Raw genomic sequence first — 14,139 nt, forward strand, 5'->3', positions numbered from 1 at the left:
GTCAGCCCCGAACGAGCGGAGGGACCGCGTACCGACGGGGGGTGCCGAAGCGGTGGGCGGTGATGGATACCGCCTGCTCGCGCAGGAACGGCAGCAGCTCCACTTCGCCCGCGCGGGTCGGCTCACCCGCGTACAGCGCCACGGCGGGTGAGCCGGCGGTGTCCTCAGCGAACCGCTCGACCGAACCGCCGAGCAGACGAACCCGACCGCCGGCTCGCGCGAGTCGTGCCGCCCGGCGCGACCACGCAGCCGCGTCCTCGATGTCATGAGCGACGCCCGCGCCCTCGAGCCATGCCCGCACCGCGGGGGCCAGGTCGCGACCGGCACTCACCGTGACGGCCGAACCGGCGCGCAGACCGGCCGCCACGACACGCACCAGGGCCGCGTCGCGCGCATTCTCGAGCCGCACCGTCACCGGCACGGCGGCGTAGCGCAGCACGTTCTGCTCGGACTCCAACCCCGTGACATCGCGCGCCAGGGAGAACTCCGTCGCCCACGCCGCGGCATCCGAAGCCAGAGCGGATGCCAGCCACGCGCGGTCCCCGACCGGCACCGCCGCCGAGGCGGGTCCGGTGAGCGCGTCCGTACCGAGCGGCGTGTCGGACTCGGCATCCGTCCACGAACCGAACCCGAACAGGTAGTGCGGGCCGCCCGCTTTGGTGCCCGCGCCGACGGCGGACTTCTTCCAGCCGCCGAACGGCTGGCGCTGCACGATGGCGCCCGTCGTTCCGCGATTCACGTAGACGTTGCCGGCTTCGATGCGCGCCAGCCAGCGCTGGATCTCCGCCTCGTCGAGGGCGTGGAGCCCGGAGGTGAGGCCGTAGTCGATCGCGTTGACGATGTCGATCGCCTCGTCGAGGGTCTCGGCGGTCATGATCCCGAGCACCGGACCGAAGTACTCGGTGCGGTGGAACTCGCTGCCGGGCTGCACGCCCTCCCGGATGCCGGGACGCCACAGCCGGCCGTCATCGTCGAGGCGGCGCGGCTCGACGACCCAGCGCTGCCCGGGCTCGAGTGTCGTGAGGGCCCGCAGCAGCTTGCCCTGCGCGGGCTCGATGAGCGGTCCGACGCGGGCGGCGTGATCCCACGGCATCCCAACTTCGAGCGAGGTCACGGCGTCGACGAGCTGGTCGCGGAAGCGACGCGAGTGGGCGACCGACCCGACGAGCACGACCAGGGAGGCCGCCGAGCACTTCTGTCCGGCGTGGCCGAAGGCCGACAGCGCAACGTCCTTCGCGGCAAGGTCGAGGTCGGCGCTGGGGGTCACGATGACGGCGTTCTTGCCGCTCGTCTCGGCCAGCAGCGGCAGGTCGGGACGGAACGAGCGGAACAGTTCGGCCGTCTCGTACGCGCCCGTGAGCACCACGCGCTCCACGGCCGGGTGCGTGAGCAGCTGCCTGCCGAGGTCGTTCTCGGACACCTGCACGAGCGTCAGGACGTCACGGGGGACGCCCGCGTCCCACAACGCCTCCACCATGACCGCACCGGAGCGCTCCGCGAGAGCGGCCGGTTTGATGACGACAGCGGATCCGGCCGCGAGGGCGGCGAGAGTCGATCCGGCAGGGATGGCGACGGGGAAGTTCCACGGCGGCGTCACGACCGTCAGACCCACGGGCGTGAACCGGGCACCGTCGACACGGTTGAGGTGCCGCGCCTGTTCGGCGTAATAGTGCGCGAAGTCGATGGCCTCCGAGACCTCGGGGTCGCTCTGCTCGACGACCTTGCCGCACTCGGCACCCATCACCTCGATGAGATCGGCACGGCGAGCCTCGAGCACGTCGCCCGCACGATGCAGGATCTCCGCCCGCGCGTCCGCACCGAGGTCGCGCCACGCGGCGGCGGCGCCCGCGGCATCCCGCAGGCGCTCGTCCAGCACCGCAGCCTCGGTCACCGTGTGGGCGGCGATCGTGTCGGCGCCGAGACGCGACGACGCCATGCGTGCCACGATCCCGTCGGCCCAGACCCGGTTCGCGGCGATCGCGGGGTCGGAATCCGGCGTGTTGCGGAAGCCCGCGCGGGACGCCGGAACCGGAGCCGCGCTGCGGTCCTGGATCCGGTGCGACGCGGGAACACCCATGGGCATGTCGGCGAGCGACGCGAGGAACCGGTCGCGCTCGCGCGCGAACAGTGCTTCATGACTGTCGAGGTCGAACACCGCCGACATGAAGTTCTCGCTCGACGCCCCCTCCTCCAGACGTCGGATGAGATACGCGATCGCGACGTCGAACTCGCGAGGGTGGACCACCGGGGTGTACAGCAGGATCGACCCGACCGTCCTCCGGACGACAGCCTGCTGGGCGGTGGCCATGCCGAGGAGCATCTCCACGTCGATCCCGTCGGTCACCCCGCGGCGCTCGGCGAGCAGCCACGCCAGAGCGACGTCGAAGAGATTGTGACCCGCGACGCCGATGCGCACGTGCGCGGTGCGCTCGGGCCGCAACGCGTAGTCGAGCACCGCCTTGTAGGAGGCATCCGTCGCCTGCTTCGACGGCCACGTCGCGAGCGGCCAGTCGTGCACGTCGGCGTCCACGCGCTCCATCGGCAGGTTGGCCCCCTTCACGACCCGGACCTTGATCGGAGCACCCCCGGATGCCACCCGCGCGGCGGTCCACTCCTGCAGACGGATCATCGCGGCGAGAGCGTCGGGCAGGTAGGCCTGCAGCACGATCCCGGCCTCCACCTCGTGGAACTCGGCCTCGCCGAGGAGGGTCTCGAAGACCGCGAGCGTGAGGTCGAGGTCCTTGAACTCCTCCATGTCGAGGTTGAGGAAGGTGCCGGTCTCCTTCGCCACGCGATACAGAGGCCGGAGGGCCGTCACGGCATCGGCGACCGCCGCGTCGAACGCCCACGGCGTGTGCGGGGCGACGGTCGAGGACACCTTGATCGAGACGTAATCCACGTCGTCCCGGGCGAGCAGCCGCCGAGTGCCCTCCAGCCGGCGCGCGGCCTCCTTCTTCCCGAGGATCGCCTCGCCCAGCAGATTGACGTTGAGCCGGATGCCTTCTCCACGACCGCGGATCGCGGCAATGGCGTCGCCGAGACGGCGGTCGCTGGCATCCACGATGAGATGGCGCACCATCGACCGCAGCGCCGTGCGGGCGGCCGGAACCACGACCCGCGGCAGGATCGGCGCGGTCAGGGCGCCCAGGCGGATCGCCGCCTTCAGGTGCAGCGGCAAGAACCCGGGCACCAACGGCGCCAACCCGGCGAGGTTGGCAGCCGCGACCCGAAGGTCTTCGGGCCGGACCACGCCGTCGACGAACCCGACGGTGAACGCGAGACCGTTCGGGTCGCGCAGAACGCCCGCGAGCCGGGTGGCCGCGGCATCGACGGGTTCCGAGCGACTCTCGACGAGCCACCGGCGAACGAGGGCGACGGCGTCGTCGGCAAGGTCGGCCGGGGCGATCTCCGCGGGGGTGACATCGGTGAGCGACATGGGGGTCCTTCCTCGGATGCCCCCAGTGTGAGGTCGTTTTATGATCGACAAAAGCGATGATTTATGAAGAGTATTCTTCGACAAGAACGAAAGAAGAGGCGATGTTCGATCTGCGACGCCTCCGCCTGCTGCACGAACTCTCGATGCGGGGAACCCTCGCCGCCGTTGCCGAGGCGCTCTCTTTCAGCCCCTCCACGATTTCGCAGCAGCTCGCTCAGCTCGAACGCGAGGCCGGCGTGCCCCTTCTCGAACCCGACGGCCGACGCGTGCGCCTCACGGCCCAGGGCGAAGCCCTCGCCGCGCACGCCGCTCGGATGCTCGCGGCCGACGAAGCCGCTCGCGCGGAACTCGAGTCGCTCCAGCCGTCCTTGGCGCCCGTGCGCCTCGCCGTGATGCAGTCCGCCGCCCATGGCCTCGTGCCCCGGGCGCTCGACGTCCTGGCCGCGAGCGAGCCGCGCCTGCGCGTCGAGATCGCCGAACTCGCCCCCGAGGAGGGGCTCTTCGAAGTGGCCGCCCGCGGGTTCGACCTGGTCGTGGCCGAGCAGTACCCCGGTCACACGCGCGAGCAACGCGACCTCCTCGAGCGCCGCACCCTCGGGCGGGATGCCATCCGCCTCGCCGTCGCGAACGGTGACCCCGCCGGGTCGCTGTCCGACCTCGCCGATCGCGCGTGGGTGATGGAGCCCGAGGGGACCGCCGCCCGCCAATGGGCGACGCAGCAATGCCGAGCGGCCGGGTTCGAGCCCGACGTCCGTTTCGAGCTCGCCGACCTCACCGCGCACGTGAGGCTCGTGGCATCCGGTCACGCGGTCGGGATGATTCCCGCTCTCGTCTTCGGCGGCGACGAACCCGCCATACGATCGATCGACCTTCCCGAGCGGCCGCGACGAGAGATCTTCACGGCGGTGCGTCGAGGCACGGCCGACAGACCCGGCATCCGTGCGGTCCGGGGTGCACTGCAGGACGCGTTCGCGCGCATCCCCGTGATCAGCGACGAGCCAACGTCGCCCGGATGATCCGCTGCAGCGTGTCCGCGAAGGTGCTCGTGGCTTCCACAGGCTCCGATTCCACGACGTCGTCGAGGTCACGCGAGAACAAGTCCAACTGCGACCACGGCACGGCATCGAAATCCACCTCGAGGTGAATGTGGTTCACGCGCCGATCCTCGGTGTCGACCTCACGGCGCAGGAGCCCCCGCTCGACGAGACGGTCGACGAGGGTCGTCACCCCGGCCGAGGTCACGCCGAGGTGATCGCGCAGTTCGGACGGGCGGATGCCGGGTCTCTCGCGGATGCGCAGCAGAGCTCGCGCCTCCGTCTCGCTGACCCGAAGTTCAGCGCGCGCTGCCGCCTCTGCGGAGCGCCGCGCCTCGATGTAGGCGTCGAGCGCCGTGGAGAGTGCGGGGCGCGAGGACATGTCTCCACACTAGTGACAGCTGGTTAAACCTGTGAATATTTCAGTTAGTTATTTAACTGGATGAAATAGTGCTACCGTCGCGACATGGCCTCGCTTTATTACGGCACCGACGTCTCTCCGGTGACCTTCCCCGACCGGCTGCTGGCCTACGTCAAGGTGATCACCTCCACCAAACTCCGCCGCCAGGAGTCATTCACCCTCACGTGGTCCGGCGACCCCGACGTGGCGGGTCGCTCCTCCATCTGGCTGCACCCGTCCATCCCCCTCCGTTTCGTGTTCAGCTCCACCGAACCCGAACAGCTCGTGGGTGAGTACCTCCGCACTCTGGCCGACCAGGCCAACGCCTCGGCCGGCCTCGTCGTCGATCTGCGCACGTGGGAAGACGCTGAGCGCGCTGTCTCGCACGCCGCGGCTCCGGTGATCCCCGCCGCCCGACGCACCCGAGTGGTGCGCGCGGCCTGAAGCGGATCCGGGTGGCGCGGGACACATATCACGCGCGGAGCCGGGATAATGGCTCGAGCGCGTTCTGTGCGCCCGAGACGGAGTGTGCTGTGCCTGTACGTGATCTGCTCGATCTGCGACTGCTGGAACAGTGGCTCGATGAGTTCCGCCACCTGGGATACCTCACCGGGAGTGAAATCCGCGTCCTCCCGCAGCAGGACGAGACCGAGCTGAACCGTGGGCTGATCGTCGTGGACCTCAGCGAGGCGGCGACCATCACCTATCTCCAGCCGATCCCGGGCAGCGACGGGCGCTGGATGGCCACGATGGAGGCGCGCGACACGACGATCGAGCTCACTGCCGTCGCGATCGTGAACCTCGGCAACGAGCTCAACGTGCTCGGCGCCCTCGTGTCGTTTCTCGAGGCGAAGTCGCGCGCGCTTCTCGTCAACCAGTGACCCCCTGACGCGCGCATCGCGGGACGGCTGACCGCCCCGGGTATCGTGCCGGGGCGGTCAGCGCGTCAGCGCGTCAGCGCGATCTCATTCGGCGTGACCTCGAGGGTCGCGGTGGCCCGCACGTCACCGGTGGTGAGGTCGACGGCGTGGACCCTGTTCTTCGCGGGCTCGGTCACATAGGCGATGTCACCGCTGACCTTGATCGCCGGGTGCGCGTCCTGCCATTCGACCGGCCCCTCCCACGCATCGATGACCGGGAAAGCATCCGTGAAGGCCCGGGCCTCGGGGTCGAAGACGTGGATCGCACCGTCCGACGCGAGGACGTAGCCGAGGTCCCCCGGACCCCGCGCCAGATCGCGGAAGGTGTATGCGGCACCCTCGGGCATGTCGACGACGGTCTGCGTCTTGGTCGCGGTGTCGATGAGCGCGACCCGGTGCAGCAGGTAGCCCTCGGCGTCACGGTCGTCCTTGTAGTCGCCGAGGACCAGGGGACTGGTGTCGCTGACGAACAGGTTGCCGGTGCGCCCGTAGGGCTGATCCGGGGCGTCGACCTTGGTGATTCCGCCGCCCTCGAAGATCAGCGCACCGTCCTCGCATCCGAAGACGACCACCTCCCCCTGGGCGGTTCCCTCGCCGTGGACTCCCGGGCAGTCGGCGCTCTCGGCGACGGTGCCACCGGAGGGATCCTTCACCACGATGCCGGTGCGCCCGTCGGCGTTCCCGACCGTCGTGACGAACGAACCGTCCTCCAGCACGATCGAGACACCGTGGTGCGCCTGGACACCCGGAATCGTCTCCGTGTCCGGAAGGTCGTCCGTGGATGCCAAGAGCGCATCGGTGTCGAAGACGGTGGTGTCGCTCGTGCCGTCGGCGTACAGCACCGTCTTGCCGCCGTGGACGACGACGTGTCCGGCCTTCTCCGCCGGGAACACCAGGTCGGTGAGGACGGGGGCGTCCGTCGCCGTGCCGGCATCCAGCACCTGGAAACCGGCGCTGGTGGTCACCATGACATGCCGGCCGTCACCGGCGGAGTTCAGTCGCGTGAATTCCTCGGAGTCCACGTCACCGACGACCTCGAGCGTCTCGCCGTCGAGGACGACGATGCCGCCGGGGTAGGACAACGCGACGCGCGTGCCGGTCTCGTCCGCGGCGGACGAGGACGAGCCCGGAGCCGAGGCGCCGGAACAGGCCGCGAGTCCGACGGTCGCACCGACGGCGAGCGCGAGCACGCCCGCGCGTCGGAGGGAAAGGATGCGCATGTGATTCCTCTTTCTTCTTTCTCTGGTTCGGCCGGCCGCTAGGGCGACAGGCCGGCGGCGATGCGCTCCGTGTTGACGCGCATCATGGTCATGTAGTCGGGGGCGCCCCCGCTCGGCTCGGTGAGGGACTCGGTGTACAGCTCGGTCACGGTGACCTCGATGTCGGCCTCCTCGGCGAGGGCGCGGACGAGTCGATCGGGCTGCGAGGATTCGGCGAAGATCGTGCGCACCCCGGCGTCGTCGATCGCGGCGACCAGGTCGGCGAGGTCGCTCGCGCTGGGCGCGGCCAACGTGGTTCCGCCGGGGATGACGGCTCCGACGACGCGGAAGTCGAACCGCGCGGCGAGATAGCCGAACACGTGATGGTTGGTCACGAGGGCGCGCTGCACCGGCGGGATGGCCGCGAAGGCGGTGGTCATGTCGGCATCCAGCATCTGGAGCTGCCCGCGGTACACCGAGGACCGGGCGGCGACGGCCTCGGCATCCACACCGTCCATCCGTTCGAGGACGGGCGTGAGCGCCTCCACGACAGCGATCGTCTGCGCGGGGTCGGTCCAGAAGTGCGGATCGTCGGCGCCGTCGGCGTCGGTCGAGGTGTAGGGCAGAACGTCGACCGCGTCGCCCGCGACGAAGGTGACGACGCCCGCGTCGGTGGCGGCATCGAGGTGCTGCTGCAGCCCCTCCTCGAGTCCGAGGCCGTTCGAGACGACGAGATCGGCCGATCGTAGGCGCGCAGCCTCGGATGCCGAGATCTCGAAGGAGTGTGGATCCGCGCCGGGCCGCATGAGGGTCACGACTTCGACGTCCTCGCCCACCAGGTTCGACACGACGTCGCCCAGGATGTTCGTCGACACCACCACGAGCGGACGGTCGCCCTCGGCGGTCGCGCAGCCGGTCAGCGCACCCCCCGCGAGCAGCAGGGCGGCGGCGATGCGGAGCAGTCTCATCTCAGCGCCCCGTCTCGGCGAAGAACACGGGCGTGCGCTCGGTCGCGAATTCCCGAGCGATGCGCGCGTCGTCTGCGAAGTCGATCTCCCACAGCCGCCCTTCGACCGGGCCGTTCAGGTAGGCGCGCTGCTGATCCGCCACCAGGGTCACGGGGGCGCCGGCGGCGAGACTCTGCCCCACCAGGGGAACGGATGCCGCGCGCGCCGCGCCGGTCTCACCGTCGAGGACGAGCACACGCCCGTCCGGGGTCAGGGCGAGGACGTTCGCATCGGCGTCGTCGACCGCCGTCACCTGGACGATCGGCTCGGGCGCGGGGAGCAGCGTCCACGACCGAGCACGGGTATCGAGCATCCAGACGCCGAGATCACCGGCGAGCGCCGCCACGCGAGGACGCCCCTCGCGATTCGCGAACGCCGTGGCCCGTGCCGCCGGCACGCCCTCCGGATAGGGGATGCGCTCCACGACGGGTCGCTCGTCCTCGACGTGGACCAGGAGCGCGCCATCCCGGCATCCGATGACCGCCCCGACTCGGGTGGTGATGGTGCCGGCGGCATCGAGACACACGGCCGAGTCGCCGATCGTCGCGCCGTCGGACCTATGCAGCGTCACCTCGTCGGCGGACGCCACCGCGGCGAACGACCCGACGGGGACGACCATCCCGGGGCCGGGCTGACGCGCCAGACGGAAGGACTCCTCGACGCGTCCCTTGGAGAGCGCCTCGGTGTCGAGCAGGACGGCGTCTCCCGTCTCGGGGAAGAACAGCCCCGTTCCCCCGGTCGTCGAGGAGTTCGACGTCGCGACGGTTGCCGCCCCTCCGCCCTCGACGTCTCCCAGGTGCTGAGGATCGGCGCGGTAGTAGTGGAAGTGGTCGACGTGATCCCACGTCCACACCCCGCTGTCGACGACTGCGACACCCGTCTCGTCGATCGCGAAGAGGTACCGACCGTCGGTGTGGACCGCGAGCGGGGCGCGGACCTGTCCGATCTCGACCGTCGTCTCGTCGAGGAGGTCGAGGTGCGACACCCGCCCCTCCCCGTCGATCGAGGTGAGGCCGAGCGCCGGTTCGGCGAGTTCGACCGCCCCCTCGATCGCGCCGTGGGTGTCGGCCGTGGGCGGGGGCGCCGAACCGGTCGCCGCACAGCCGGTGAGCGCGAGGACCGCGACGAACGGGAGGGGGAACAGGCGGGGGAACAGGCGGGGCAACAGGGGGTGGAGCATGCGGTCTTTCTGAGTCAGGCCGGAACGGGATCGGGAGCGACGAAGCGGCGGACGACCTCGACGGACCGACGGAGGGCGAAGGACAGTCCGGCGGCGGCGATCGCGACGGCGGCGATCGTGGCGCCCGCCGCCGTCGCGGCGTGCCACGACACCAGCAGCCCGACGCCCACGGCGGCCGCGCCGAAGACGGCCGCGAGCGCCATGGTCGTGGGGATGCGCTCGGTCCACTGGCGTGCAGCCACGGCGGGGGCGACCAGCAGGCCGACGACCAGGAGCGACCCCACCGCCTGGTAGGAGGCCACGACCGCGAGGGTCACGAGGCCCACGAGGACCGTCTGCGCGACACGGGGCCCCAGGCGCATCACGTGCGCGACGCGTTCGTCGATGGCGAGGGCCACGAGCGGTCGGTGCGCCGCGGTGGCCGCGGCGATCCCGGCCGCCACGGCGATGACGAGGACGACGATGTCGCCACCGCCGATCGCGAGGATGTCGCCGAACAGGATCGCCGTGGCATCCGTCGCGAAGCTGCCCGCGTGGGAGATCACGATGACCCCGAGTGCCAGCATGCTGACGAACAGCAGACCGATACTCGTGTCGTACGAGAGCCGCGCCCGCCGCTGCAGCACGCTGATGCCCACGCTCATCACCACGGCGCTCGCCGCCGCCCCCAGCAGCACGGGCAACCCGAGAACGGTGGCCAGCGCCACGCCGGGCAGCATCCCGTGAGCGAGGGCCTCACCGAGGAAGGCCATCCCCCGCACGATGACCCACGTGCCGGCGATCCCGCACAGGACGGCCACCAGCACGCCCCCGAGAAGGGCGCGCTGGACGAACTCGAGCGAGAACGGATCGGTGAGCCAGGACACGAGGCACGACCGTATCTGTAATGAGAACGATTCTCAAACTCATAGAATGGATGCCATGCACCCCCGATCCGCGCCCCCGCCCCTCGCCGAGATCCGCGACGTCCGGGTGGACTACGGCGACACGCGCGCCGTCACCGACATCGATCTCGACATCGCGGCGGGCGCCCTGACCGTGATCGTCGGCGCGAACGGGTCGGGAAAATCCACCTTGATCGAGGTGCTCGCCGGCGTGCGGACTGTGACGGCCGGCTCGGTGCGCGTCGACGCGCGGGCACGCGCCTTCGTGCCGCAACGCACCGCCGTCGCCGAACGTCTCCCGCTGACGGTGCGCGACGTCGTCGTCGTGGGCGCGTGGGGACGCGTCGGTCCGTTCCGTCGCCTCGACCCACCCGCGCGGATGGCCGTCGACGACGCCCTGCGCCGTCTCGACATCGCGACTCTGGACCGCCGACCGTTCTCGGCGCTCTCGGGGGGTCAGAGGCAGCGCGCGCTCCTGGCTCAGGGCTTGGCGCGCGGCGCCGACCTCCTGCTTCTCGACGAGCCGACGACGGCCCTGGATGCCGCGAGCGCGGCACTCATCCGACGCGCCATCGGTGAGGAGACCGCCCGGGGGACGGGCGTGGTGTGCGTGAGCCACGACGATCGGCTCATCGCCGAGGCCGACGTCGTCGTGCGGATGGACGCGGGGCGGATCGTGGATCAGAAATCAGAGCAGAAAAGCGAAAAGCCCCGGTCTCCCGAGGCTGCCGCTCTTCTTCGCGGTGGCGAGTGAGGGATTCGAACCCCCGAATGCAATGCAGTCTGATTTACAGTCAGATCCCTTTGGCCGCTTGGGTAACTCGCCAGGTGCGCACCCGCCCGGCTTTCGCAGTCGACCAGAGGCGCGATCACCTACCTTACCCTCCCCGAGGGGGTGCTTCCAACACGGGTGGGGATCACTCCGGGATGCGCAGGAGCGCACCCTCGCTGCGGCAGGTCGCGGCCGCCACCTCCATCGCGCGGTCCAAGACGTAGCCCCAGGATGCCTCGTCCCCGGGCAGGCCGTCCCGCACCAGCGCCACGGTCGTCGAGAGCACCGCGTCGCCGCCGCCCATCGTGTCGATGATGCGACCGGGCAGATCGGCGATCCCCCGCGAGACGGTCAGCTCGCCGACGTCGATGGCCGCTCCCCCGGCGCCGTACGTGGCGAGAACGGCCTCCACCCCGAGGCTCGAGAGCTTCTCCCGCAACTCCTCCAATGGAGTCCCGTACAGCAGCTGCGCGTCATCCTCGCCCACCTTCACCAGCTGCGCGCGGGCGGCGGCCTTCTCGAAGCCGCGCACGAACGCGGCGCGGTCGCGGAGCATCCCCGCGCGAGGGTTGGGGTCGATGGCGAGCGGCACGGACGCCGCGGCATCCAACAGCGCGTCCGTCTGCTCGGCGTCGTCGAAGGGGAAGCAGCTCACCACGACCATCGGCGCGTCGGCGAGGGCGGCCCGCTCGGCGTCTCCGTACCGCACGCGTCGGTTCTGGGCGGCCTCGTTGAAGACGTACTGGGGCTCACCGCCGGCCGAGCGCGTGCTCACCGCACGCGAGGATCCGTGCTCCGAGGGACTGGGGAGCAGGACCACGTCGTGCTCCGCGAGGTACGCACGGATCTGCTCACCCGCCGCGTCGTCGCCGACCATCGCGATGAGCGACGTCGGGATGCCCAGGCGAGCGAGACCCACGGCGACGTTGAGTCCCGCGCCGCCGACGAACTCCCGCACACCGGCGTCGTCGCGCAGCTCGTCGATCAGGGCGTCGCCGATCACGACCACACGGCCGGTCACCGCTGGACTCCGGCCGTCTCGAGGATGCGGTCGACGAACGCCTCGGTGCGGCGCGTGGTGCCGTCGATCTTCAGATCCACGCTGGCACGGATCTCGCTCGGCGCGAGCGGCATCGCCAGACGCACGTTCTCGTGGCACGACAGATCGGCGCAGATGTAGGTTCCGACCGTGTCGCCGTGCTCTCCGGCCTCGCCGGCCTTGCGGGCGGTGAACAGAGCCACCTGATCGCCCGGCTGCATGGTGTGGCACAGGTTGCACATCGCCGACCGCGCCCGCGACTGTCCGTCGGCGACGCGCAGGACCACACCGGTGGGCTCCCCGTCCCGTTCGGTCACGACGTAGCCGCGCCCCCGGGTGCGGGGGTCGCGCCAGGCCAAGAAGTCGAGATGGTCCCAGTCGGTCAGCAGGAAGTCGTGCGGTAGGGACAGCACCCGCATCTCGTCCGGCGTCGCGTTGACGAACGCGTCGCGCACCTCGTTCTCGGTGAGTGCTCGCATGGCATCCGAGTCTAGAAGTGCACGAGACCGACCGGGCCGCAGCACCGACGCTCGGTAGAATCGAGCAATGGCCGACAGCTCATTCGACATCGTCTCCAAGATCGACCGCCAGGAGGCCGACAACGCCCTCAACCAGGCGCGCAAAGAAGTCGAGCAGCGTTACGACTTCAAGGGCACCGACGCCTCGATCGAGTGGAGTGGCGAGGCGATCCTGATCAAGGCGAACTCCGAGGAGCGCGCCAACGCCGTTCTCGACGTCTTCCAGACCAAGCTCATCAAGCGCGGCATCTCCCTCAAGAGCCTGGATTCGGGCGAGCCCGTCGCCAGCGGCAAGGAGTACCGCATCACCTCCACGCTGAAGGAAGGCATCTCTCAAGAGGATGCCAAGAAGATCGGCAAGATCATCCGCGACGAGGGACCCAAGGGCGTCAAGTCGCAGATCCAGGGCGACGAGCTGCGCGTGCAGTCGAAGTCGCGCGACGACCTCCAGGAAGTGCAGCGCCTGTTGAAGGCCGCCGACCTCGACGTCGACCTGCAGTTCACGAACTACCGGTAAGAACCCCGGAGGCGAAGGCCATGGCTGTCCGCGTCGACCTCAACATCTCACTCGACGGAGTCGCCGCCCCTGCGGATGTGTCGCCCGAGAACCCCATGGGGGCCGACTGGGGACTCCTCGTCGAGGACTACATGGCGACCCGCACGTTCCGCGAGCGCGTGTTCGGCGACACGTCCGGCGCGGGCACGACCGGGGTCGAAGACCGTTACGCCGCGGGCTACTTCGAGGGCATCGGCGCCGAGGTGATGGGGGCGGGGATGTTCGGCATCCATTCCTTCCCCGACGACCCGGACTGGCGCGGATGGTGGGGAGACGAGCCTCCGTTCCGCGTGCCCGTCCTGGTTCTGACCCACCGCGAACGCCCGCCGATCGAGTTCGACAACGGCACGCGGTTCGAGTTCGCGCAGACGAGCATCGAGGATGCCGTGCATCAGGCGAACGAGCTGGCGGCGGGCGCGGATGTGCGCGTCGGCGGCGGGGTGTCGACGGTGCGCTCGGCCTTGGCCGCCGGGCTCGTGGATCGCCTGCACGTCGCCGTCCGCCCCGTGATCCTGGGTCGCGGCACCCGGCTCTGGGACGATCTCGCCCACCTGCACACCGAGTACCGCGTCACGTCCGAGGTCGCCGAGAGCGGCGTCGTGCACGTGACGTTCGAACGGTGAGAACCCCCGAGGGTCGCCCGCTGTGCCCCACGTGCGGCGACCCGCTCCGGTTCGAGGTGCTCGACGACGAACGCTTCCTCGTGGCCTGGTCGTGCGTGAACTGCGGGCTGATCCGCACGACCGAGCCGAGCTAGCGGCTCAGTTGATGATCTCGGCGTTCCCGTCGCGCATCTGCGACAACCGTGTACGCCACGATGCGAGCGCTTCCGGGGTGAGGCGTGTCCAGTCGTCGCGCTGCGCCACGATCCGCAGCGGTGCCGCGCTGCGAAACGACCGCGTGGGATTGCCCGGGAACTTCTTGTCCGTGACGTTCGGGTCGTTCTCGAACTCGCCCGTCGGCTCGACCTCGTAGACCCGAGGCGGCCCATCGCCCGGGATGATCTCCGCCGCCAGCCCGGCCCCGTCGAGCAGGGCCGTGAAGTACACATGGTTCATCACGATCTCGGGCCGATAATTCGACCGGAATCCGGGGGTGAGGAGATCTCCCACGCCGAGCGCGGCCTTCGTCCCGTGAAAAAACGGACCGGGGTCGAGCGGGTCGTCCATGCCCGCAGTTTCCCACGCCGACGCC

General features: G+C 70.1%; 16 protein-coding genes and 1 tRNA gene. 7 read left to right on the forward strand and 10 right to left on the reverse strand.

What is annotated here, in order from left to right:
* Position 1 precedes the first annotated feature (1 nt).
* Positions 2–3,436 (reverse strand): bifunctional proline dehydrogenase/L-glutamate gamma-semialdehyde dehydrogenase, encoded by a 3,435-nt coding sequence (locus tag ABC271_RS13620; RefSeq protein ID WP_412925374.1) that lies wholly within the window; start codon positions 3,434–3,436, stop codon positions 2–4.
* Positions 3,437–3,537: 101 nt separating this feature from the next.
* Here ABC271_RS13620 and ABC271_RS13625 point away from each other — a divergent pair, with 101 nt between their 5' ends.
* Positions 3,538–4,452 carry a LysR family transcriptional regulator gene (locus ABC271_RS13625; protein WP_412925375.1) on the forward strand — a complete coding sequence of 305 codons (915 nt, stop codon included), beginning with the start codon at positions 3,538–3,540 and terminating at the stop codon, positions 4,450–4,452.
* On the opposite strand, the gene ABC271_RS13630 is transcribed toward ABC271_RS13625, so the two are convergent.
* The gene (locus ABC271_RS13630) at positions 4,424–4,852 is read right to left on the reverse strand and encodes a MarR family winged helix-turn-helix transcriptional regulator (protein WP_412925376.1); all 429 of its coding nucleotides are present in this window, start codon (positions 4,850–4,852) and stop codon (positions 4,424–4,426) included. The two genes, ABC271_RS13625 and ABC271_RS13630, sit on opposite strands and share 29 nt — an antisense overlap.
* An 84-nt stretch (positions 4,853–4,936) precedes the next feature.
* On the opposite strand from ABC271_RS13630, the gene ABC271_RS13635 reads away from it, so the two are divergent.
* Both ABC271_RS13635 and ABC271_RS13640 read left to right on the forward strand, forming a co-directional pair.
* The gene (locus ABC271_RS13635; RefSeq protein ID WP_412925377.1) at positions 4,937–5,314 is read left to right on the forward strand and encodes a DUF7882 family protein; all 378 of its coding nucleotides are present in this window, start codon (positions 4,937–4,939) and stop codon (positions 5,312–5,314) included.
* An 89-nt stretch (positions 5,315–5,403) separates the two neighbouring features.
* On the forward strand, positions 5,404–5,751 hold the full coding sequence (locus tag ABC271_RS13640) for a hypothetical protein (RefSeq protein ID WP_412925378.1): 348 nt from the start codon (positions 5,404–5,406) through the stop codon (positions 5,749–5,751).
* Positions 5,752–5,816: 65 nt separating this feature from the next.
* On the opposite strand, the gene aztD is transcribed toward ABC271_RS13640, so the two are convergent.
* The 4 genes from aztD to aztB are packed head-to-tail and all read right to left on the reverse strand — an operon-like array spanning position 5,817 to position 10,042.
* Positions 5,817–7,010, reverse strand: a complete 1,194-nt coding sequence (gene aztD / locus ABC271_RS13645) for a zinc metallochaperone AztD (protein ID WP_412925379.1) — start codon at positions 7,008–7,010, stop codon at positions 5,817–5,819.
* Between the two features lie 38 nt (positions 7,011–7,048).
* Positions 7,049–7,957, reverse strand: coding sequence for a zinc ABC transporter substrate-binding protein AztC (gene aztC / locus ABC271_RS13650; RefSeq protein ID WP_412925380.1), 909 nt, complete (start codon positions 7,955–7,957; stop codon positions 7,049–7,051).
* Between the two features lies 1 nt (position 7,958).
* Complete coding sequence (locus ABC271_RS13655; RefSeq protein WP_412925381.1) at positions 7,959–9,176, reverse strand: ABC transporter; 1,218 nt, start codon at positions 9,174–9,176, stop codon at positions 7,959–7,961.
* 14 nt (positions 9,177–9,190) lie between these two features.
* Positions 9,191–10,042 (reverse strand): zinc ABC transporter permease AztB, encoded by an 852-nt coding sequence (gene aztB, locus ABC271_RS13660; RefSeq protein WP_412925382.1) that lies wholly within the window; start codon positions 10,040–10,042, stop codon positions 9,191–9,193.
* A 55-nt stretch (positions 10,043–10,097) separates the two neighbouring features.
* Between aztB and aztA the strand changes: the two genes are divergently transcribed.
* A complete protein-coding gene (gene aztA, locus ABC271_RS13665) occupies positions 10,098–10,814 on the forward strand; it encodes a zinc ABC transporter ATP-binding protein AztA (protein WP_412925383.1) in 717 nt (238 codons plus the stop codon).
* Here aztA and ABC271_RS13670 read toward each other — a convergent pair.
* From ABC271_RS13670 to ABC271_RS13680, 3 genes are all read right to left on the reverse strand, one after another.
* Positions 10,805–10,886: transfer RNA gene (locus ABC271_RS13670), tRNA-Tyr, on the reverse strand. The genes aztA and ABC271_RS13670 overlap by 10 nt on opposite strands.
* A 91-nt stretch (positions 10,887–10,977) precedes the next feature.
* Positions 10,978–11,853, reverse strand: a complete 876-nt coding sequence (locus ABC271_RS13675) for a PfkB family carbohydrate kinase (RefSeq protein WP_412925384.1) — start codon at positions 11,851–11,853, stop codon at positions 10,978–10,980.
* The gene (locus tag ABC271_RS13680) at positions 11,850–12,350 is read right to left on the reverse strand and encodes an FBP domain-containing protein (protein WP_412925385.1); all 501 of its coding nucleotides are present in this window, start codon (positions 12,348–12,350) and stop codon (positions 11,850–11,852) included. Before ABC271_RS13680 ends, ABC271_RS13675 begins: the two co-directional genes overlap by 4 nt.
* Before the next feature lie 67 nt (positions 12,351–12,417).
* On the opposite strand from ABC271_RS13680, the gene ABC271_RS13685 reads away from it, so the two are divergent.
* From ABC271_RS13685 to ABC271_RS13695, 3 genes are read left to right on the forward strand one after another with little or no spacing between them, the layout of a single operon-like run.
* Positions 12,418–12,906, forward strand: coding sequence for a YajQ family cyclic di-GMP-binding protein (locus tag ABC271_RS13685; protein ID WP_412925386.1), 489 nt, complete (start codon positions 12,418–12,420; stop codon positions 12,904–12,906).
* A 20-nt stretch (positions 12,907–12,926) separates the two neighbouring features.
* Complete coding sequence (locus ABC271_RS13690; protein WP_412925387.1) at positions 12,927–13,568, forward strand: dihydrofolate reductase family protein; 642 nt, start codon at positions 12,927–12,929, stop codon at positions 13,566–13,568.
* Entirely contained in the window at positions 13,565–13,702 is a 138-nt protein-coding gene (locus ABC271_RS13695) for a hypothetical protein (RefSeq protein ID WP_412925388.1), read from the forward strand. The genes ABC271_RS13690 and ABC271_RS13695 overlap by 4 nt, the downstream gene beginning before the upstream one ends.
* Positions 13,703–13,706: 4 nt before the next feature.
* On the opposite strand, the gene arr is transcribed toward ABC271_RS13695, so the two are convergent.
* Positions 13,707–14,114 (reverse strand): NAD(+)--rifampin ADP-ribosyltransferase, encoded by a 408-nt coding sequence (arr, locus tag ABC271_RS13700; RefSeq protein WP_412925389.1) that lies wholly within the window; start codon positions 14,112–14,114, stop codon positions 13,707–13,709.
* Between the last annotated feature and the right edge of the window lie 25 nt (positions 14,115–14,139).

It is taken from the genome of Microbacterium canaveralium (genome assembly GCF_047238045.1).
Taxonomy (GTDB): domain Bacteria; phylum Actinomycetota; class Actinomycetes; order Actinomycetales; family Microbacteriaceae; genus Microbacterium.

Bases quoted from the DNA above. Each gene is read 5' to 3' on its own strand.
- ABC271_RS13620 (WP_412925374.1), bottom strand. From the start codon at position 3,436: ATGTCGCTCACCGATGTCACCCCCGCGGAGATCGCCCCGGCCGACCTT.
- ABC271_RS13625 (WP_412925375.1), top strand. From the start codon at position 3,538: ATGTTCGATCTGCGACGCCTCCGCCTGCTGCACGAACTCTCGATGCGG.
- ABC271_RS13630 (WP_412925376.1), bottom strand. From the start codon at position 4,852: ATGTCCTCGCGCCCCGCACTCTCCACGGCGCTCGACGCCTACATCGAG.
- ABC271_RS13635 (WP_412925377.1), top strand. From the start codon at position 4,937: ATGGCCTCGCTTTATTACGGCACCGACGTCTCTCCGGTGACCTTCCCC.
- aztD (WP_412925379.1), bottom strand. From the start codon at position 7,010: ATGCGCATCCTTTCCCTCCGACGCGCGGGCGTGCTCGCGCTCGCCGTC.
- aztC (WP_412925380.1), bottom strand. From the start codon at position 7,957: ATGAGACTGCTCCGCATCGCCGCCGCCCTGCTGCTCGCGGGGGGTGCG.
- ABC271_RS13655 (WP_412925381.1), bottom strand. From the start codon at position 9,176: ATGCTCCACCCCCTGTTGCCCCGCCTGTTCCCCCGCCTGTTCCCCCTC.
- aztA (WP_412925383.1), top strand. From the start codon at position 10,098: ATGCACCCCCGATCCGCGCCCCCGCCCCTCGCCGAGATCCGCGACGTC.
- ABC271_RS13680 (WP_412925385.1), bottom strand. From the start codon at position 12,350: ATGCGAGCACTCACCGAGAACGAGGTGCGCGACGCGTTCGTCAACGCG.
- ABC271_RS13685 (WP_412925386.1), top strand. From the start codon at position 12,418: ATGGCCGACAGCTCATTCGACATCGTCTCCAAGATCGACCGCCAGGAG.
- ABC271_RS13690 (WP_412925387.1), top strand. From the start codon at position 12,927: ATGGCTGTCCGCGTCGACCTCAACATCTCACTCGACGGAGTCGCCGCC.
- arr (WP_412925389.1), bottom strand. From the start codon at position 14,114: ATGGACGACCCGCTCGACCCCGGTCCGTTTTTTCACGGGACGAAGGCC.